The following is a 17,910-nucleotide window of genomic DNA, read 5'->3' as shown; positions in this document are numbered from 1 at the left end:
CGGGCGGCGGCAGGGCCGACTTCGTCGCCGCCGAGCTGCGCGACGTCGCCGCGGTGCGGCGCCTCGCCCGGACGGCCACCGCGCTGGGCGGCGGCCGGGTGGACATCCTGGTCAACAACGCCGGCGTCTACCCGTTCGGGCCGACCGAGGGGACGACCGAGGAGGAGTTCGACGCCGTCTACGCGCTCAACGTGCGGGCGCCCTACTTCCTGGTGGCCGAGCTGGCCCCGGCGATGGCCGCGCGCGGCGCCGGGGCGATCGTCAACATCAGCACCCAGGCCGCCTCGCACGGCGCGCCGGGCATGTCCCTGTACGGCTCCAGCAAGGCGGCGGTCAACCTGCTGACCCGCACCTGGGCCGCCGAGTACGGGCCGCGCGGCGTACGGGTCAACGCCGTCGGCGCGGGGCCCACCCGTACCGAGGGCACTGCGGTCATGGGCGAGGGCCTCGGCGACCTGGCGGCCGAGGCGCCGGCGGGCCGGCCCGCCGAGGCCGAGGAGATCGCCGCCGCGGTCGTCTTCCTGGCCGGCGACGCGGCGGGCTTCGTCCACGGCGCCCTCCTGCCGGTGGACGGCGGGCGCACCGCGGTCTGAACACCCCCGGCCTCGGGCCCGCGCCGGGCCTGAGGCCCCGGGCCCTGGCCCTGGCCTGTCAGGCGATGCGGTGGGCCAGGCCCGGGTACTCGGCGACCAGGCCGTCCGCGTCCAGCAGCAGGTCCGCCCGGTAGTCGCCGGAGGCGTAGCGGACGGTGGCGCGGCCGTCCTCGTGGCGGCGCAGGTGGGTGTAGGTCTGGCGGGAGGGCACGACGACCAGCTCGGGCACGCGGATCCAGGCCATCAGGAAGTGGTGCTCGCCGGGGCCCAGGTGGAGGCCGTGGCGCAGCACGGGCGGGGTGTTGGTGAGCGGGGACAGGCCGAGGTCGCAGTCGAGGGCGCCGTCGAGGTCGGGTCGGGGGGTGCCGTCGACGGTCCAGTGGCCGGTGGTCTCGTCGCGGCGCAGGTCGAGGGTGCGGGTGGTGTCGGGGGTGCGGGCGGTGACGTGCATGCGGCGGGTGGTGAAGCCGTCGCCGGTGTCGAGCCGGTAGTCGAGCCAGTACGGGGCGGGCTCGGCGGCGGCGGCGCGGCCGTGGGCGGTCAGGGCGGTGGGGCCGAGGTCGATCCAGGAGGTCTCCAGGCCGGCGGTCTCGGTGACCCGCCAGGTGGGTGCGGCGGTGCGGGTGGCGGCGTGTTCGGCGGGGCGTTCGGCGGGGCGGTTCGGGTCGGGGGCGGTGCTGCTGTTCATTCGTGCACGGTACTGCCGGGTGCCGACAGCGGGCCCGACGGGCCGTCAACACGGGGGGCTCCTTCGTTCGGGTGAGGGTGGGGGCGGGGCGTGCCTCGTGCGGGGCGGGGCGGGGCGTGCGGTGGCGGCGAGCGCCGTCCCGGGCTCTCCATAATCGCGTGGGTGATCACATCCTGTGACGAAGCGGTGGCCCGGCTGCGGGCCCTGCCCGGACTGTCGTGCTGTGCCCGTCCCCTGAACGTGCTGCCGCTGCTGCGCACCGGCTGCCTGTCCGCGGTGGTGAGCGTGGAGGGCCCGGACACGGGCTGGGCGGGCGAGTTCGGGGCCTCCTTCCACGCGCTGGAACCGGAGCGGGGGGTGCGCGACCACACCCCGGCGGGGGCCGGGGTCCACACGGTGCTCCGCGCGCTCGCCGGCACCTTGGACGGGGACGAGGACGGGGGCGCGGGCGCGGCGGGTGACGGCTGGCGGGGCCGGGAGCTGGCGCTGCTGCCCTACTCGGCGATCAAACCCGAGTGGCGCACGGCACTCGGCGCGCTCGGCACCCGCCTGCTGGAGCCGCCCTCGCACGTGGCCCTGCCGATGCTGAGCGACAAGCGGGAGCAGCGCGCGTGGCTGCGGTCGGTGGGGGCCGCGACCCCGGCGGACGCGGTGGTCCCGGCGCTCGACCACCGGGAGCTGCGCCGCCGCTTCGGCTCCCCCTACGTGGTGCAGACGCCGGTGGGCTCCAGCGGCAAGGGCACCCACCTGGTCGTCGACGAGGCGGACCTGCAGCCGATCCGCCAAGTCGGCGGCGGTCCCTGGCTGGTGAGCGGCTACGTCGAGGGCGTCGCGCTCAACGTGCACGTGCTGGTGTCGGCGGACAGCACGGTGCGGGTACTGCGCCCGTCCGTCCAGCTGACCCGTATCGAGGGTGTCGGCGCGCCCTTCGGCGCCTACTCCGGCTGCGACTTCGCGGCCCCCGCCCTGCTGGCGCCGCTCGCCCTGGCCCGGGCCGCCGCCGCGGCGCGGCGCGTCGGCGAGGCGCTGGCCGCGCTCGGCTACCGGGGCCTGTTCGGCGCCGACTTCGTCCTGGACGGCGAGCGCCCGCTGCTGCTGGAGCTCAACTGCCGTATGCAGGGCTCGACCTGGCTGCTGGGCGAGCTGGAACTGGCCGAGCGCGCGCTGCCGTCCGCGCTGCGGCACGTGCTGGAGCTCTACGGCCACGCCACCGGCGGCGAGCCGCGTACGGACGCGGCGGGCGCCGTGCAGCTGGTGGTGCGGCACACCGGCGTCCCGGTGCGGGTGGCGGCGGCGCCCGCCGGCGGCCTGCACCGGCTCAAGGACGGGCGGCTGCGGCACTGCGGTGCCGGGTTCGGCCTGCTGGAGTGCGGGCCCGACGACTGCGTGCTGCTGCAACTCCCCTCCCCCGGCATGGTGTTGCACCCGGGTGTGCCGCTCGCCCGGATCGTCGCCCGGCATCCGCTGACCACCCCCGACGGCACCGCGCTCACCGCGCCAGGACGCAAGCTGTTGGACGCGCTGCGCGCGGGCTTCGTCCTCGAACCCCTCGAACCGTACGGCCTGCCCGGGCCCTCCGGCCCCGCCGCCGTCCCCTCCGCCTCCGCGGGTCCCTCCGCCGCCGCCCCCCGCGCGCCGTGGTGAACCCGCGCCCCGACCCGCGGTCCGACCCGCTGTACGTCCGCACCGCGGTGCCCGCCGACCTGCCCCGGCTGGCCGCCCTGCGCGCGGAGGCCGCCGCGTGGATCGCCCTGGAGCACGGCTCGGCCCAGTGGTCGGACCCGTACGACGCCCAGCGCGGCCTGGCGCTGATCGCCCTCGGCCTGACCGTGGTCGCCGCGCTGTCGCCGCACGGCGAGGCCGTCGCCACCCTCACGCTGCGCCCCACCGGCAGCCCCCGGCTGTGGACCGGCGAGGAACTCGCCCTCCCGGCCCGCTACGTGAGCTCCTTCACGGTGGACCGCCGGTACGCCGGACACGGCATCGGCACCCGCCTGGGCGACTGGGCCTCCTGGCGGGCCGCGCGGGCGGGCGCCACCCTGCTGCGGGCGAACGTGTGGAGCGACAACGCCGCCCTGCACGCCTACTACCGCGCACGGGGCTGGCGTTGGGTGCGCACCGCGGCCGGCAGCCGCAGCGGCGCCCTGTTCGAGCGCGCCGCGGACGCGGTGGCGCCGCCGCTGGTCCACGAGGCGGGCCGCCTGCGGGCGTGACCCCCCGACGTCCGTCCGGCGCGGGCCCTCTCGACGGGGCCCGCGCCCCGGGCGCATCCTCGTGTCCCGGTGCGCGTCGGCGCGGCGTGCGGCCGCGCGCCGACGCCGCATCCGACCCGACGCCGAAGCCGCACCGTTGCCGCACCGAGTGGAGGAACTACCGTGGAACGTCTCGTACTTGACCCGACCGGCCGCGCCCGCGACACCGAGACCGCCGAGCTGTACGCGAGCGGCCCGGCCGTGCCCGTCGACATCCTGGGCGGACGGGCCTGGTCGGTGTCCGACCCGGAACTGCTGGAGGAACTGCTCACGGACCCCCGGGTCTCCAAGGACGGCCTGCAGCACTGGCCGGACTTCGACCGGGCGGTGCGGACCTGGCCGCTGGCCCTGTGGATCAGCGTGCGCAACATGTTCAACGCGCACGGCGCCGACCACCGGCGGCTGCGCCGGCTGGTGAGCAGCGCCTTCACGCCCCGCCGGGTCGCCACCATGACCGCCCGCGTCGAGGAGCTGACCGACGCCCTGCTGGACGACCTGGCCCGCACCGCGCCGGGCGAGGTGGTGGACCTGCGCGCGCGCCTGGCCTACCCGCTGCCGATCCGGGTCATCTCCCAGCTGCTGGGCCTGCCGGAGGAGGTGACGGACGGCTTCCGCGGCATCGTCGACAAGGTCTTCTCCACCGCCCTCACCCCCGAGGAGTCCGCCGCCAACGGGGCGGCGTTCCAGGCCCTGCTGGAGGAGCTGATCGCCGCCAAGCGCCGCGAGCCGGGCGAGGACATGACCTCGGCGCTGATCGCCGCCCGCGACGACGACGCCGACGGGGCTGACGGCGAGGGCGGTGACGGGGGTGGTCCGGCCGCGCTGAGCGAGGAGGAGCTGCGCGACACCCTGCTGCTGATCGTCTCGGCCGGCTACGAGACCACCGTCAACCTGATCGACAACGGCATCGCGGACCTGCTCACCCACCCCGACCAGCTCGCCCTGGTGCGCGCGGGCAAGGCCGGCTGGGACGACGTGGTCGAGGAGGCGCTGCGCCGCGACGCGCCGCTCGCGCACCTGCCGCTGCGCTTCGCGGTGGAGGACATCGCCCTGCCCGGCGGGGTGACGGTGCGCCGCGGCGAGGCGATCCTGCCCGCCTACGCGGCCGCCGGGCGCCACCCGGTGCGCTACGGGGACAGCGGCGCCGTCTTCGACGTCACCCGGCCGGTCAAGTCCCACCTCGCCTTCGGCCACGGCGTGCACTTCTGCCTGGGCGCGCCGCTGGCCCGCCTGGAGGGGCGCACCGCGCTGAGCCGGCTGTTCGAGCGCTTCCCCGACCTCGCGTTCGCCCCGGGCGCGCGGCTGGAGCCGGTCGACTCGCTGATCTCCAACGGGCACCGCGCGCTGCCGGTGCTGCTCGGCGCGCCGGCGCCGAAGGCCCCCTGAGGCTCCTCCCCTTCCCGGGCCGGTCGGGCCGACCGATCGGTCGGGCCGACCGGCCGGTCAGCACGGTGTCAGCGCGCCCGGACAGCACGGCCGACGTGTGGGCCGTGGGCGACAGCTGGCCGGCCGCCCACTGGGACGGGCAGGGCCGGACCCGCAGCACGGTGCCCGGCACCGCCGGCGGCGCGTTCTCCGGCTACGCCGTGGCCGGGGCCGGGAGCGCCGTCCGGGCGGTGGGCCGGGTCCTCCTGGGCGGTGGCCCCGCCCCGTTCGCCGTCACCCAACCGGGCGTGTCCACCACCGGCCCGGACGGCACCACCCGGCTCTTCGGCTACGGCGCCCCGGACGCCAGGACCGGGGCGGACCCCTTCACCGCGCGGCTGCCCGCGAGCTGACGCCCCGCCCGCCGTCACCGGGCCGCGCCCGCCCGTACCCGCGGCCCGTACCCGAACCCCCGCCCCCGCCCCCGCCCGCCCGGGTGGCGCAGCGGGGCGGGCCGGGGGCGGGCGGGCGTGCTAGCAATGGCCGAGGGGGTCGGGGGGTGTCCCCGCGCAGCCCGCCCGACCTCGGAGGCCGTCTTGTCGCACCACCTCAGCGGACCGAACCTGCGCTCACCCGAGGGTGACGCGCGCCTGGACCTGACCGACCTGTTCGCCTTCGCCGCGCCGGAGCCGGGGCGGACGGTGCTGATCATGAACGTGAACCCGGTCGCGCCGTCCGGCGGGCAGGCCTTCCACCCGCAGGCGGTGTACCGGATCGACATCGACACCGACGGGGACCGGCGGGCCGACCTCGCGTACAGCTTCACCTTCTCCGAGCCGCGGGACGGGGCGCAGACCATGACGGTGCGGCGGGCCGCCGGCGAGGGGGCGCGCGGGCTGGAGGCGGTCGGCGAGGTACTGGTGGCGGACGCGCCGGTGAGCTTCACGGGCATGCCCGCGGTGGTGGAGGCGGGGGCGCACCGGGTCAGCGCGGGGCTGCGCAGCGACCCGTTCTTCGCGGACCTGGACGGGATCGTGAAGGACTTCCAGTGGACGGGGGTGGACTGGGGCGCGGACAAGAACGTGTTCGGGATCGTGCTGGAGGCGCCGGACGCGCAGTTCGGGCCGGCGCCGGAGATCGGGGTGTGGGCGCGGGTGAGCGTGCGCAAGGACGGGCACCTGGTGTCGGTGGACCGCGGTGCGCACCCGTCGCTGACGGCGTACTTCAACGAGGAGGACGCCAAGGAGGCGTACAACGCCGGGGATCCGGTGGACGACTGGGATAACTACCGGGAGCCGTGGACGGCGAAGCTGCAGCACTTCGGCGGGTACACCACGGACGCGGCCGAGGCCCAGCTGCGGATCGTCCTGCCGGACATCCTGCGCTACGACCGCGCCCGCCCGGCCGGCTACCCGAACGGTCGCACGCTGAGCGACGACGTCACCTCGGCGCGGCTGACGATGCTCACCGACGGCAAGGTGCCCGGCGACCACATCGGCCCGCACACCGACCTGCTGCCCGCCTTCCCGTACCTGGGCCACCCGCACTGAGCCCGCCGGGCCCCCGGCGCCCCGGCTGCGGACGCGCCCGCCGCCCCGCCGCGGGCGCCCCGTAGGGTGGCGGCATGTCCCTTCCCGTGGAGCTGGTGGTCTTCGACTGCGACGGTGTGCTGCTCGACAGTGAGCGGCTGGCCGTGCGGGTGGACGAGCGGGTGGTCGCGGAGGTGGGGTGGCCGCTGTCGCAGGAGGAGATCGTCGAGCGGTTCCTGGGCCGTTCGCACGCGTTCATGACCGCCGAGATCGAGGCGCACGCGAGCGTGCCGCTGGAGCCGGGCTGGGACAAGCGCTTCCAGCACCTGTACGACGAGGTGTTCGCCGCCGAACTCGCCCCCGTGGAGGGGGTGGTGGCGGCGCTGGCGGCCCTGGAGCGGGCCGGGGTGGCGGACTGCGTGGCGTCCTCCAGCAGCCATGCGCGGCTGCGCTCCACGCTCGGGCGGACCGGGCTGCTGCCGCGTTTCGCCGGGCGGGTCTTCAGCTCCGAGGACGTGGAGCGCGGCAAGCCCGCCCCGGACCTGTTCCTGCACGCGGCCGCCACGATGGGCGTCGAGCCGGCGGCGTGCCTGGTGGTCGAGGACAGCAAGTACGGGGTGGCCGCGGCGCGGGCGGCGGGGATGCGGTCGCTCGGCTTCCACGGCGGCCTGACGCCCGAGGCGTGGCTGGCGGGGCCCGGCACCCGGACCTTCGCGGACATGCGGGAGCTGCCGGCGCTGGTCGCCGGGGCGGCCTCGCTCCCGCTGCCGTAGCTCCGTGGCGGGCCCCGGTTCCTGCTCCGACTGCGGCTGCGGCTGCGGCTGCGGCTGCGGGAGCAAGGAGGCGCGCCCCTGTCAGATGTCAGGGACCGCCACGGGCACCGGATTCCTAGGCTGACGGGCACCGGACGCAACGGTCGTCCGTCCTCGTACCAGCCAAGGGAGAACCACCCATGCGCAGGATCACCCGTACCGTCGCCGCCCTGGCCCTGGCCGCCGCCGCCCTGACCACCGTGGAGGCCGGCGGCGCCGGCGCCGCGGACGGGGCGTGGGCGGGCTGCCCGTCGGGCGCGGTCTGCGTCTACCCGCAGGACCAGGACCCGGCGGTCAGCCCCAGCGACGTCTACTGGAGTTACGGCGCGCACAACCTGAGCGGCCAGTACGGCATGCACTGGGTGCTCAACAACCAGACCGGCGGCGCGCACGCCCGCCTGTGCCGCGGTTCGGGCGGCGCCGACTGCGTCTACGACCTCTCCTCGCCGAAGGGCGTCTACTACGACCTGGGGCCGATCAACTCGATCACCCTCGACCGTCCCTGACGGTCACTCAGTTCCAACCAGGCAGTGCCCGCCGCGCGAGGGGAGCGGCGGGCACTGCCGCTGTCGCGCGTCGTGCCCCCTGAGGCGTGTTCACGAACATAACGAGTAGTGGTGGATTCCCGGCAGTCTGGTTTTACTTATTGACGTCATGTACGCGCCCAGGTTTAACTCCCCCCACCCCGCCGCGAAGCCGCGGCGACCCCCAGGGAGAGGTATCCGATGAACGCCGCACTGCGCCGCGCCCTCGTCTCCGCCGTGGGCCTCGTCCTGACCCTGTCCATGACCGCCGCCTGCGGCAAGGCCGCCGGCGCCAAGAGCGACTCCTCCTCCGCCGCCGGCGACCCGAACGCCATCGGCCTGCTGCTGCCCGAGAACGCCTCCTCCGTGCGCTACGAGTCCTTCGACCGCCCGTACATCGAGGCCAAGGTCAAGGCCCTGTGCGCGCAGTGCAAGGTGCTGTACAACAACGCCGAGGGCAGCGCCGCCAAGCAGAAGCAGCAGTTCGACACCCTGCTCGCCCAGGGCGTCAAGGTGATCGTCCTGGACCCGTACAACGCCAAGTCCACCCAGGACTGGGTCCAGGAGGCCGCCGCCAAGGGCGTCAAGGTCATCGCCTACGACCGCCTGGCCGCCGGCCCGATCGCCGCGTACACCTCCTTCGACAACGAGAAGGTCGGCGAACTCCAGGGCCGGGCCCTGCTGGACGCGCTCGGCGCGCAGGCCGCCGACGCCGACATCGTCATGATCGACGGCGACGAGGCCGACCCGAACGCCGCGGACTTCAAGACCGGCGCGCACAAGGTCCTCGACGGCAAGGTCAAGAAGGTCGTCTACGAGCAGTCCGGGCAGTGGGACCCCGTCGTCGCCGGACAGAAGATCTCCGCCGCCGTCACCGAGTTCGGCAAGAACGGCTTCCAGGCCGTCTACTCCGCCAACGACGGCATGGCCGCCGCCATCATCACCCAGCTCAAGGGCGCCGGCATCAAGGTCCCCGTCGGCGGCCAGGACGCCTCCCTGGACGCCATCCAGCGCATCGTGGCCGGCGACCAGGCGTACACCATCTACAAGGCCTACCGCCCGCAGGCCGAGGCCGCCGCCGAACTGGCCGTCGCCCTGCTGCAGGGCAAGGACGTGAAGACCATCGCCACCGCGAGCGTCGACAGCGCCACCGCCAAGAACATCCCGACCAAACTGCTGGACGCCAAGATCGTCACCAAGGACACCATCGCCTCCACCGTCCTGGCCGACGGCACCTACAAGGCCTCCGACATCTGCACCGCCGACTACGCCGCCGCGTGCGCCGCCGCCGGGCTCAAGTAGCCCTGCCCCCGGCGGCCGGGACCAAAGCGGCCAGCCTCAAATAGCCCGCCCCGCACCAGCATCCTTCGACCAGGTCTTCAAGTAGCCCCTCCCCCAAGGTGGTTCCCGTGACAGGCGCACCCGTCCTGCAGCTGCGCTCGGTCTCCAAGCGCTTCGGTGCCGTCCAGGCCCTCACCGACGTCGACCTCGACGTCCACGCCGGCGAGGTGCTCGCCCTCGTCGGCGACAACGGCGCCGGCAAGTCCACCCTCGTCAAGACCATCGCCGGCGTCCACCCCGTGGACGAGGGCACCCTCACCTGGCAGGGCGAGCCGGTCCGCCTGGCCCGCCCCCAGGACGCCGCCGCCCTCGGCATCGCGACCGTCTACCAGGACCTCGCGCTCTGCGACAACCTCGACGTCATCGCCAACCTCTTCCTCGGCCGCGAGAAGCGCCGCCGCGCCCTGCTCGGCCCCGCCCTGCTCGACGAGGTCGCCATGGAGCAGCACGCCCGCCGCCTCCTGGACACCCTCGCCATCCGCATCCCCGACGTGCGCGCCCCGGTGGCCGCGCTGTCCGGCGGGCAGCGCCAGGTGGTGGCCATCGCCCGCGCCCTGGTCGGCGAGCCGGCCCTGGTGGTGCTGGACGAGCCCACCGCGGCCCTCGGCGTCGAGCAGACCGCCCAGGTCCTGGACCTGGTGGAGCGGCTGCGCGAGCGCGGCCTGGCGGTCGTGCTGGTCAGCCACAACATGGCCGACGTACGGGCGGTGGCCGACACCGTCGCCGTGCTGCGCCTGGGCCGCAACAACGGGGTCTTCCCGGTGGCCGGCACCACCCAGGAGCAGATCGTCGCCGCGATCACCGGCGCCACCGACAACGCCCACGCCCGCCGCCGGGCCCGCCGCACCGAGCAGGCCGAGGAGGCCGAGGCCGTATGAGCACCCCCGACGCACCCGCCACCCCCTCGCCCGCCGATCCGCGGCTCCACCCGCCCGCGCAGGGCTGGGCGGGACTCGCGCGGGCCGCCCGGCGCCGCCTGGGCTCCGGCGAGCTCGGCTCGCTGCCGGTCGTCGTCGGCCTGGTCGTCATCGCGATCGTCTTCCAGTCCGTCACCCACCACTTCCTGCAGGCCGACAACCTCACCAACATCACCCGCTTCATCGCCGGCCCCGGCCTGATCGCGGTCGGCGTCGTGTTCGTGCTGATCCTCGGCGAGATCGACCTCTCCCTCGGCTCGGTGGCCGGCGCGAGCGCCGCGATCGCGGCGGTGCTCGCCGTGCGCCAGGGCTGGAACGAGTGGCTCGCCATCGCCGCCGCCCTCGGCGCGGCCTGCGTCATGGGGCTGCTGCACGGCCTGTTCTTCGCCCGGGTCGGGGTGCCCGCCTTCGTGGTCACCCTCGCCGGGATGCTCGCCTGGAGCGGCCTGCAGGAGTACGTGCTCGGCGACGCCGGCACCGTCAACAACCGCCACGACGGCGTCGTCGCGAGCCTGGACACCACCTTCCTCGGCGACGGCGACATCGCCTACGCCTGGGGCCTGGCACTCCTCGCCCCCGTCCTCTACCTGGCCGCCCGCCTGCACACCGCCCGCCGCCGCCGCGCCGCCGGCCTCACCGCCGCGCCGGCCTCCGACAGCGCGATCCGGGCCGGCGCCCTGGCCGTCCTCACCCTGGCCACCGCCTACGCCCTCAACCAGGACCGCGGCCTGCCGCTGTCCCTGGTCGTGCTGCTCGGCGCCGTCCTCGCCACCGACTTCGTGCTGCGCCGCACCCGCTACGGGCGGCAGGTCTTCGCGGTCGGCGGCGGCGTCGAGGCGGCCCGGCGCGCGGGCGTCAACGTCGCCCGGGTCCGGATCTCCGTGTTCGTCCTCTCCGCGTTCCTGGCCGGCCTCGGCGGCCTCTTCTACGCCTCCCAGCAGGGCTCCGCCGACAAGCAACTCGGCGGCGGCAACGTCCTGATGAGCGCGATCGCGGCGGCCGTCATCGGCGGCACCAGCCTGTTCGGCGGCCGCGGCAAGACCTGGTCGGCGCTGCTGGGCATCCTGGTCATCCAGTCCATCACCACCGGGCTGGACATGGTCCACGCCGCCCAGGCCATCCAGTACATGATCACCGGCGCCGTGCTGCTGGCCGCCGTCGTCCTCGACTCCCTCACCCGCCGCACCCGCAGCAGCGGCCGGGGGTAGCGCGGGGCGTCCGGCGTCCCTTCGGCCCGGCACCCCGCCGCAGCGCGGGGTGCCGGGCCGTCGTGGTGCGCGGAGGGGAGGACATCGGCCAGGCCGGGGTGACCGGATATCCCTCCGCCCCGGGGCGTCGGCGCGCAGGCGGGGACGGCCCGACCCCGGATCGGAGGCAAGTGCACCTTCGGCGGGCGAATGTGCCACTGCGTCGGATCAGGGCTGGCCGCACAACCCCCCGGGCCGCCCCGGCGCCCGGCCGCCGCGTCCGTCCCGTGCTCCCGCGTCCCGCGCCGCACGGCCGCGGTGGTGGCGGTCGGGCGCCGCCCGCGCGATCGGGGAACCGGCCATTCCGACCCGTCCCGGACCGGCGGCCCGTTGACCTGTTCTGGCATGGTCCCGTCAATAATCCCGCAGCTATGTTCGTTTGCGACCGGCACCACCACACCGACCACACCACCACCCGGGCTCCCGCCTGTCCTGACGCGGAGTCCGGACGCCAGGGGGGAACAACGATGCGTCACTCACGCTCATCCGGCCGCCGGCGCGCGGGGCTGGTCGCCCTCGCCGCGGTCTCCGCGCTCGGCACCATGGCCGCCATGGCCCCGGCCGCGGCCGCCACCCCGGCACGGACGGCCGCCGCCGTGGCCGGGGACCCCGCGCTCGGCGACACCTGTACGGCCGCGGACCTCGGCAAGCGCTACCCGTTCATCAAATCCCTCCAGGTCGTCCCGACGATCACCCACTTCAAGGGCTGGTACGTCACCGACGGCGCGACGGGCTCCCAGACGGTGACGGCCACCACCCAGTCGGTGGTGACGGTCTCGGTCGGCCTCGACGCCTCCATCACGGGCAACTTCGAGATCGCGACCCTCGCCAAGGTCGAGGCGAGCGCGAAGCTGAGCGTCAAACTGGAGTCCTCCACGACCAGCACCGAGTCGAAGTCGATCACCTGGAACTTCCAGAAGCCCGGCTACTACGCCCTGTACGAGGGAACGCGGAAGGTCACCGGCCAGTACGGCAGCCTGAACTGCAACCGCGTCGACACGGGCAACGGCACGTACGCCACCAAGTGGGTCGAGGGCCCCGGCGGGGGCAGCTACACCACCTTCACCACCCTGGAAGAGGGCGCGGTGCGCTGCGAGGACGCCGTACCGGCGAACAGCATCATGCGCAGGGCGCAGGACATCCTGGGCTGCACCGCCGCGCTCCGCGCCGACGCGGCTGCTCCGGCCGCTCCGGCCAAGGCTTCGGGAGTCAAGCAGGACTGGCCCGGATTCCCCGGCACCACCGCGCCGCCCGGCTTCACCTGCGACGCGGCCAACTACAAGCTCGCCACACCCGACCGCGCGCTGTTCTGGTCCGCTCCCGGCTTCCTGGACTGGGGCAGCAACAACATCCAGCTGCGGCCCGCCGCCCAGGGCTGGCCGCAGAGCCAGGACCAGTGGCAGCTGTGCGGCGGCCCGACGGCGAACGGCATCGCTGAGCAGATCCTGATCAACCGCTCGACCAACAAGTGCCTGGCCGTCCCGGAGGCGACCGCCGCCACCGAGGGCACCATCCTGCAGCAGGCCGACTGCAAGGTCGACGACCTGCAGCGGTTCTACTTCTACCGCGACGTCCCCGGCAGCGACAAGATCGGCGTCCAGAACAAGTACACCGGCCACATGGTCGGCCACGACCGCAACGCCGACGGCCAGCCCCTGCGCCAGTACAGCATGGGCAAGGCCGACGGCACCGGCACCTACGTCCTCGTCAAGGCCTGACCAGAGCCCGCACCGGTTTCCCCGCGGGTGCCGCCGACCACGGCGGCACCCGCCTTCCGTCTGCCCTCGCGCCCTCGTGCCCTCTGCCGACTCCGCCCGGAACTGCCCTCGCCCTGCTCCCAGGCCTGCGGCAGCGGACGCGCTCGGCCGATCCGGCCGCTCTGCGCGGGAGTCAGGCGCGGGTGGCTTGGGTTCGGCAGTGCGCGAGGGCGTACTTGACGCGGATCTCGGAGTGGGCGGTGGTGGTGAGGAGTTCGCCGGCGGCGACGAGGGTGGACCAGTAGCGGACGGGATCGCCGGTGCGAGGCATGGGCCGGGCGGCGGCGAGCGAGAGGTACGCGGTGGTCAGGTTGCCGGTGGTGAACCAGCGCTGGAGGCCGTGCTGGTGGCCGGCACGGATGCCGCCCATGGCGTCGACGGCGGCCAGGAACAGGTCGACGACGGCGAGTTCGGTGTCGGTGAGCGACTTGGGGACGTCGAAGACCCCGAGGGCCTCGAGGAGTTCGCCGGTGTCCGTCTCGGAGTCCGGCCGGGGGTCCGAGAGCAGGGCGTCGTAACACTCGTCCAGGCGGCGGCCGGTCTCCGCGAGCGGGATGTCGAGGGCGAGGCAGACGGCGCGGGCGGAGGAGAGCGGCTTGCCGGTACGGCGGGCGAGGAGCGCGTACGTCTCGGCGGGCGTGCGGCCACGGGAGAGGGCGTGCCGCGCCAGGGTCGTGAGGTTCATCAGCAGTCGGACTCTCAGGCGTTGACGAGGACGGGCGCGGGGATCGGGGCGACGAGCACCCACACGAACTTGCCGATCCCACCCGGCCGGGAGGAGCAACCCCAGCGCTCCGCAAGCTCGTTGACGAGGAACATCCCACGCCCGCGCTCGTCCGAGAGCGCGGCAACGTGGACGGACGGCCGGCCGCTACCGGCATCGTGCACCTCCAGCCGCAGGCGCGAGTTGACGAGGGCGAAGCGAACCTCGATGTGGCAGTCGTCCGGCCCGTCGGAGTGCTGGACGGCATTGGCGAACAGCTCCCCGAGGAGCAGCTCGGCCGTGTCGGCGTAGCGGTCACCGGACGGCAGCCCGGAGAGGTAGGCCCGGAGCAAGTACCGCGCCAGGGGCGTGGATTCGATGCGGGAGTCGAGGCACGCGACGAACGCGCGGGGCCGGCGGGCTTTGAGCATGGTGGACCTCGAAGGGAGCGGGGAGGGGACATGCGAGAAGGGGCGCGACATCACGCTGTGTACACCTAATGCAGCGCCACCCAGTAGCCTGGCGTTACAGCTTGATCGCAGGTAGTGAGAGATCGCCGCCCCGATCGGGCGAGGCCATCGCCCGGTTCCGGCAGGAAGAGACCCATCGCACGAGGTCATGGTTCGACCAACCAGCAGCAAATGAGTCCGGACATGCATGACGCCGCACCGACGCACAGGAATCACCACGCAAGGAAATGTCTCCCATGACTGTCGCCGCAGCATCACAAGGTGGCCCGCACGCAGCCGTGTGCGGGCGCCGGATGAGAGAACGGATGATCGGTCAGGCCGGGAACCCCGAACAGGTGCCGTACGACTTGGTCGAGCTGATCGTCAAGGAGATCGAGGCGCACTGTGGGCACCGTCGCCTCAAGGCCTTCCGACTGGCAGTGGGCTGGACTGTCACCGAGGCGGTCCAGGAAGCTCACGACCTGGTCGACCGGGAACGCCTACGCAAGATCGGACTCACCGAACGGTCCTGGAAGGACTGGGAGGCCGGCAAGGCGCCGAGTCCTGAGTACCAGGACCTGCTCTGCCGCCTCTTCCAGACCAGTCCCGTCCAGCTGGGCTTGGCCGCCGACTACACACCCGTGGCATTCCGAGCCGACGGCCCGGAAGGTGCGACACTCCCAGAAGGAACCACCTCCACGCATGCGGGGGCGGAACTGGAGGAGGTGGCGGCCACGAAGCGTCGAACCGCGCTCATGCTGACGGGTCTTACGATCGCGGCCCCGACCTCAGCCGCCCAGGTTCTCGACCAGGCTGCTGCCGAAGCCATGGAGTTCACGCGTCAGGCTGAGGCCAGCTCACTGGGCGTCGGGTCACTCGACCACCTGGAGCTAGCGGTCACCGACTTCAACGACGCCTACTCCGTGATGCCGCCGCAACAGGTGTTCGCTGAAACGCTCGACTACCGCCGCAAGGTGGACGCCCTGTTGAAGGCGAAGCACACCCACGAGCAGGGCCGCGAACTCCTCGCCTACGCAGGATGGCTCTCCGAACTCCTTGCCTGGCTGGCCCATGACCTCGGTAGCCCTCGAGCAGGCCTCGCCTTCGCCAACGACGCCTTCGTACACGGCAGGCAGGCCGGCCACGGTGAGCTGTGCGGATGGGCCATGGACGCCGCCGCCTCCATCAACCTCTACGAGCACCGCCCTGATCGGGCACTGGCTGCCGCTCGTCAGGGCCTGACCCAGGCACCCGCCACGCACCCCCTCGCCGTCCGTCTCCACGCCCAGGCCGCCCGCGCCTCGGCCGCAGACGGCGATCCCGAGGGCTTCGTGTCCTCCCTGCGCGCCGCCCAAGACGCCCACCAGTTCCTGCCCGCCCGAATCCCCCGCCGTTTCGGCCTCGACCCACTGCCACTCGCCGACTATGCCCTCACGTCCTACCCGGCCACCGCCTGCATCCTGCTCGGCAAGGCCGAGGATGCCCGTCGCCATGCAGAACACGCGCTCTCCGTGTACGAGTCCGCCCCGGCGGCTTCCCGTTCGCCCAGCCGCGAGGCCATCGCCCGCATTGATCTGGCCCTCGCCCACGCCCAGCTCGGCGACCCCGACAACGCTGTAGCCCTCGGCAACCAGGCGCTGGATTCCGAGCGCGTCGTCGACTCCGTACGCGCCCGCGCCACCGACCTCACCGGCTACCTCGCCCGCCGATACCCCCGTCATGGTGCCGTCGGCGAACTGCATGAGCGCCTCGCCGTCTTTCCCCTCCCTTCCACGGCATAGAAGAGGAACACCATCCCGTGCCCGACCAGGAACGCGTCATCCGGATCCGCCGCCCCTACCTCGACCTGATCGCCGCCGGCACCAAGACCATCGAGGTACGCGTCGGCTACCCCAGCATGCGCAGGATCCGTCCGGGACAGACCCTCGTCTTCGAATCCGGCGACACCCACTGCCGCACCCACGTCACCAGCGTCACGGAGTACCCGAGCTTCGACGCCATGCTCGACGCCGAGGACCCGGAGGCGATCGGCTCCGAGGGGATGAGCCGGACCGAACTCCTCGCCGCCTGCCGCGAGATCTACCCACCTGAGAAGGAGCAGCTCGGCGTCCTCGCGATCCACCTCCGACTCACCCCGTAACCAGGGGACGGCCAGCCTCACCCGCGCAGGAAGTCGACCGAGCCGACTTCCTGCGCGGGAGCCAGGAGCGAGTTCGGCGACGTCTGAACCGAGGGCTTCCCCGGACAGCAGTACTTCCGGAGCATGCCGTAGCACCTGGTCGGCCGGCCAGATGCTCGACTGGGTCCTCCCAGCCGAGCATCCGACGTGACGGCGGGTCGGCGGGTCGGCGGACTGCCCGGCGCTCGGGGGTGCGGCCGTGGGTTTGGTACCGCCCGGCCGCCCTATCCGTCCAGGTGGAAGCGGTCGGACATGTGGCGCAGCTTCTCGCGGGTGGCCGAGCGCTCGGCGTAGACGATCTTGCGCAGGGTGGCGCGGGCGATCGGGTGGTTGCGCACGAGTTGCGGGGCGGTCTTCTCCGCCGCCTCCAGGGCCTGGAGCGCCTTGTCGCGGTTGCCGTCCCACAGCCAGGCGCGGGCCAGGTCCATGTGGTGGTGGCCCCGCCGGGAGGCCGGGAGGGCGGCGACCTTCGCCGGGTCGGCACGCTCGTTGAGGATCAGGGCTCTGGCGTGGTCGCCCATCTCCAACTGGACCGACACCGCGTGGACTTGGACGTTGCCACTGGAGAAGGTGAGCGAGTGCCGGTCGAAGGGGGGCTCGGCCCGGCTTCCGTCCATCAACTCGGCTGCCGCGTACGCGTGCCGGATGCGGTCCTCGGCCTCCGTCCGCCGGCCGGCGCGGGCGGCGGACACGGCGGCGCGCAGGTGCATGGCGCCCCAAGCCCTTACGGCCAGGGGGTCGTTGGCGCGGTAGCGGTCCTCGACGAGGCGAAGCGCCTTGTCGGACAGTGCCAGGGCGTCGTCCCAGTCCGCCGTGGCCCACATGTCCCACACCCGCATCCAGTCCGCGACCGCCTCCATCACCGGGTCGCCGGACAGCCGGGCCGACCAGGCGGCCCGCTCGCAGGCCATGGCGATCAGCTCGGGGTGGCCGAGCGTGTGCGCGGCGGTGTGCGCGAACTTGCACTCGATCGCGTAGACCGCGAACGCCTCCTCGCGTTCGCGGCCGGTGGACACCTCGGCCAGCGCACGCGCTTCGCGCAGCATGTCCGGGAGCACCTTCAGGATGGCCACGTTGGCGGCCGCGTCCCGGAGCCGGTGCAGGCGCTCCGTCTCGCGCCAGAGTTCCGCCGACGGCCGGGGCGCACCGTCGAAGACCGGCGTGAGGTCGTAGCGGCGAAGCTCCCGCAGGATGGCGGCGGCCGACACCTGCCACTGGTTCTCCGACGGCTTGCCCGCGACGAAGGGCCTCTCGATGAGGTCGTTGGGGTGGCAGTGCAGCGCCGCCGCGACCTGGTTGATGGTGCCGGCCCGGTCGAGCTCGATCGCGCCCTTCTCGACCTTCGACACCCAGCCCTGGGTCCTTCCGGTAGCGGCGGCCAGGTCGGCTTGGGTCATGCCCAACCTCAGCCGCGCCCGCCGCACCCGCTTGCCGATCGACTCCCGTTCCTCCAGCACAGCAGCCCTCCCGCGCTCGCGCCCGCCTGCCCGGTCCGTGAGGCCGCGGTACCACCGGGAAGCTACCGCGTTCCGGCGGGCCGCGGGCCCCGAAGCC

General features: G+C 73.7%; 18 protein-coding genes. 14 read left to right on the top strand and 4 right to left on the bottom strand.

Annotated features, from left to right (window positions below; all coding sequences use genetic code 11):
* Window positions 1-593, top strand: a 593-nt coding sequence (locus AE652_RS20695) for an SDR family NAD(P)-dependent oxidoreductase (protein ID WP_049653687.1), incomplete at its 5' end; no start/stop codon positions are given.
* Between the two features lie 58 nt (window positions 594-651).
* Here AE652_RS20695 and AE652_RS20690 read toward each other — a convergent pair.
* Window positions 652-1,281, bottom strand: a complete 630-nt coding sequence (locus AE652_RS20690; RefSeq protein ID WP_082345860.1) for a putative glycolipid-binding domain-containing protein — start codon at window positions 1,279-1,281, stop codon at window positions 652-654.
* 162 nt (window positions 1,282-1,443) lie between these two features.
* Between AE652_RS20690 and AE652_RS20685 the strand changes: the two genes are divergently transcribed.
* The 11 genes from AE652_RS20685 (at window position 1,444) to AE652_RS20635 (ending at window position 12,986) form a co-directional block, all read left to right on the top strand.
* The gene (locus tag AE652_RS20685) at window positions 1,444-2,925 is read left to right on the top strand and encodes an ATP-grasp domain-containing protein (protein WP_159028507.1); all 1,482 of its coding nucleotides are present in this window, start codon (window positions 1,444-1,446) and stop codon (window positions 2,923-2,925) included.
* Window positions 2,919-3,494 carry a GNAT family N-acetyltransferase gene (locus AE652_RS20680; RefSeq protein WP_049653683.1) on the top strand — a complete coding sequence of 192 codons (576 nt, stop codon included), beginning with the start codon at window positions 2,919-2,921 and terminating at the stop codon, window positions 3,492-3,494. The genes AE652_RS20685 and AE652_RS20680 overlap by 7 nt, the downstream gene beginning before the upstream one ends.
* A gap of 162 nt (window positions 3,495-3,656) precedes the next feature.
* The gene (locus AE652_RS20675; RefSeq protein ID WP_049653681.1) at window positions 3,657-4,919 is read left to right on the top strand and encodes a cytochrome P450; all 1,263 of its coding nucleotides are present in this window, start codon (window positions 3,657-3,659) and stop codon (window positions 4,917-4,919) included.
* A gap of 65 nt (window positions 4,920-4,984) precedes the next feature.
* Window positions 4,985-5,311 carry a hypothetical protein gene (locus AE652_RS46470; RefSeq protein WP_159028506.1) on the top strand — a complete coding sequence of 109 codons (327 nt, stop codon included), beginning with the start codon at window positions 4,985-4,987 and terminating at the stop codon, window positions 5,309-5,311.
* 183 nt (window positions 5,312-5,494) lie between these two features.
* Entirely contained in the window at window positions 5,495-6,448 is a 954-nt protein-coding gene (locus tag AE652_RS20665) for a DUF4331 family protein (protein WP_049653677.1), read from the top strand.
* 74 nt (window positions 6,449-6,522) lie between these two features.
* Complete coding sequence (locus tag AE652_RS20660; protein WP_049653676.1) at window positions 6,523-7,200, top strand: HAD family phosphatase; 678 nt, start codon at window positions 6,523-6,525, stop codon at window positions 7,198-7,200.
* A 179-nt stretch (window positions 7,201-7,379) separates the two neighbouring features.
* Entirely contained in the window at window positions 7,380-7,745 is a 366-nt protein-coding gene (locus AE652_RS20655; RefSeq protein ID WP_049653674.1) for a hypothetical protein, read from the top strand.
* A gap of 219 nt (window positions 7,746-7,964) precedes the next feature.
* On the top strand, window positions 7,965-9,065 hold the full coding sequence (locus tag AE652_RS20650) for a substrate-binding domain-containing protein (protein WP_049653672.1): 1,101 nt from the start codon (window positions 7,965-7,967) through the stop codon (window positions 9,063-9,065).
* A 107-nt stretch (window positions 9,066-9,172) separates the two neighbouring features.
* On the top strand, window positions 9,173-9,982 hold the full coding sequence (locus AE652_RS20645) for an ATP-binding cassette domain-containing protein (protein WP_049653670.1): 810 nt from the start codon (window positions 9,173-9,175) through the stop codon (window positions 9,980-9,982).
* On the top strand, window positions 9,979-11,229 hold the full coding sequence (locus AE652_RS20640; RefSeq protein WP_049653668.1) for a sugar ABC transporter permease: 1,251 nt from the start codon (window positions 9,979-9,981) through the stop codon (window positions 11,227-11,229). Before AE652_RS20645 ends, AE652_RS20640 begins: the two co-directional genes overlap by 4 nt.
* A 506-nt stretch (window positions 11,230-11,735) precedes the next feature.
* Window positions 11,736-12,986 (top strand): RICIN domain-containing protein, encoded by a 1,251-nt coding sequence (locus AE652_RS20635; RefSeq protein ID WP_049653666.1) that lies wholly within the window; start codon window positions 11,736-11,738, stop codon window positions 12,984-12,986.
* Window positions 12,987-13,158: 172 nt separating this feature from the next.
* Here the strand turns inward: AE652_RS20635 and AE652_RS20630 are convergent, their stop codons facing one another.
* Window positions 13,159-13,710 carry a hypothetical protein gene (locus tag AE652_RS20630; RefSeq protein ID WP_049653664.1) on the bottom strand — a complete coding sequence of 184 codons (552 nt, stop codon included), beginning with the start codon at window positions 13,708-13,710 and terminating at the stop codon, window positions 13,159-13,161.
* Between the two features lie 14 nt (window positions 13,711-13,724).
* A complete protein-coding gene (locus AE652_RS45170; protein WP_107086493.1) occupies window positions 13,725-14,159 on the bottom strand; it encodes an ATP-binding protein in 435 nt (144 codons plus the stop codon).
* 344 nt (window positions 14,160-14,503) lie between these two features.
* Here AE652_RS45170 and AE652_RS20620 point away from each other — a divergent pair, with 344 nt between their 5' ends.
* A complete protein-coding gene (locus AE652_RS20620; protein WP_234348460.1) occupies window positions 14,504-15,958 on the top strand; it encodes a helix-turn-helix transcriptional regulator in 1,455 nt (484 codons plus the stop codon).
* A gap of 17 nt (window positions 15,959-15,975) precedes the next feature.
* Window positions 15,976-16,317: an ASCH domain-containing protein gene (locus tag AE652_RS20615; protein ID WP_049653661.1), complete on the top strand. Its 342-nt coding sequence runs from the start codon at window positions 15,976-15,978 to the stop codon at window positions 16,315-16,317.
* A gap of 263 nt (window positions 16,318-16,580) precedes the next feature.
* On the opposite strand, the gene AE652_RS20610 is transcribed toward AE652_RS20615, so the two are convergent.
* Complete coding sequence (locus AE652_RS20610; protein WP_049653659.1) at window positions 16,581-17,813, bottom strand: helix-turn-helix domain-containing protein; 1,233 nt, start codon at window positions 17,811-17,813, stop codon at window positions 16,581-16,583.
* Window positions 17,814-17,910 lie beyond the last annotated feature (97 nt).

The sequence above is a fragment of the Kitasatospora sp. MY 5-36 genome, from assembly GCF_001182915.1.
In the GTDB taxonomy this organism is placed as follows: Bacteria; Actinomycetota; Actinomycetes; order Streptomycetales; family Streptomycetaceae; genus Kitasatospora.
This window is presented reverse-complemented; position numbering and strand designations above follow the sequence as displayed.

Bases quoted from the DNA above. Each gene is read 5' to 3' on its own strand.
- AE652_RS20690 (WP_082345860.1), bottom strand. From the start codon at position 1,281: ATGAACAGCAGCACCGCCCCCGACCCGAACCGCCCCGCCGAACGCCCC.
- AE652_RS20620 (WP_234348460.1), top strand. From the start codon at position 14,504: ATGATCGGTCAGGCCGGGAACCCCGAACAGGTGCCGTACGACTTGGTC.
- AE652_RS20660 (WP_049653676.1), top strand. From the start codon at position 6,523: ATGTCCCTTCCCGTGGAGCTGGTGGTCTTCGACTGCGACGGTGTGCTG.
- AE652_RS20635 (WP_049653666.1), top strand. From the start codon at position 11,736: ATGCGTCACTCACGCTCATCCGGCCGCCGGCGCGCGGGGCTGGTCGCC.
- AE652_RS20655 (WP_049653674.1), top strand. From the start codon at position 7,380: ATGCGCAGGATCACCCGTACCGTCGCCGCCCTGGCCCTGGCCGCCGCC.
- AE652_RS20640 (WP_049653668.1), top strand. From the start codon at position 9,979: ATGAGCACCCCCGACGCACCCGCCACCCCCTCGCCCGCCGATCCGCGG.
- AE652_RS20650 (WP_049653672.1), top strand. From the start codon at position 7,965: ATGAACGCCGCACTGCGCCGCGCCCTCGTCTCCGCCGTGGGCCTCGTC.
- AE652_RS20630 (WP_049653664.1), bottom strand. From the start codon at position 13,710: ATGAACCTCACGACCCTGGCGCGGCACGCCCTCTCCCGTGGCCGCACG.
- AE652_RS45170 (WP_107086493.1), bottom strand. From the start codon at position 14,159: ATGCTCAAAGCCCGCCGGCCCCGCGCGTTCGTCGCGTGCCTCGACTCC.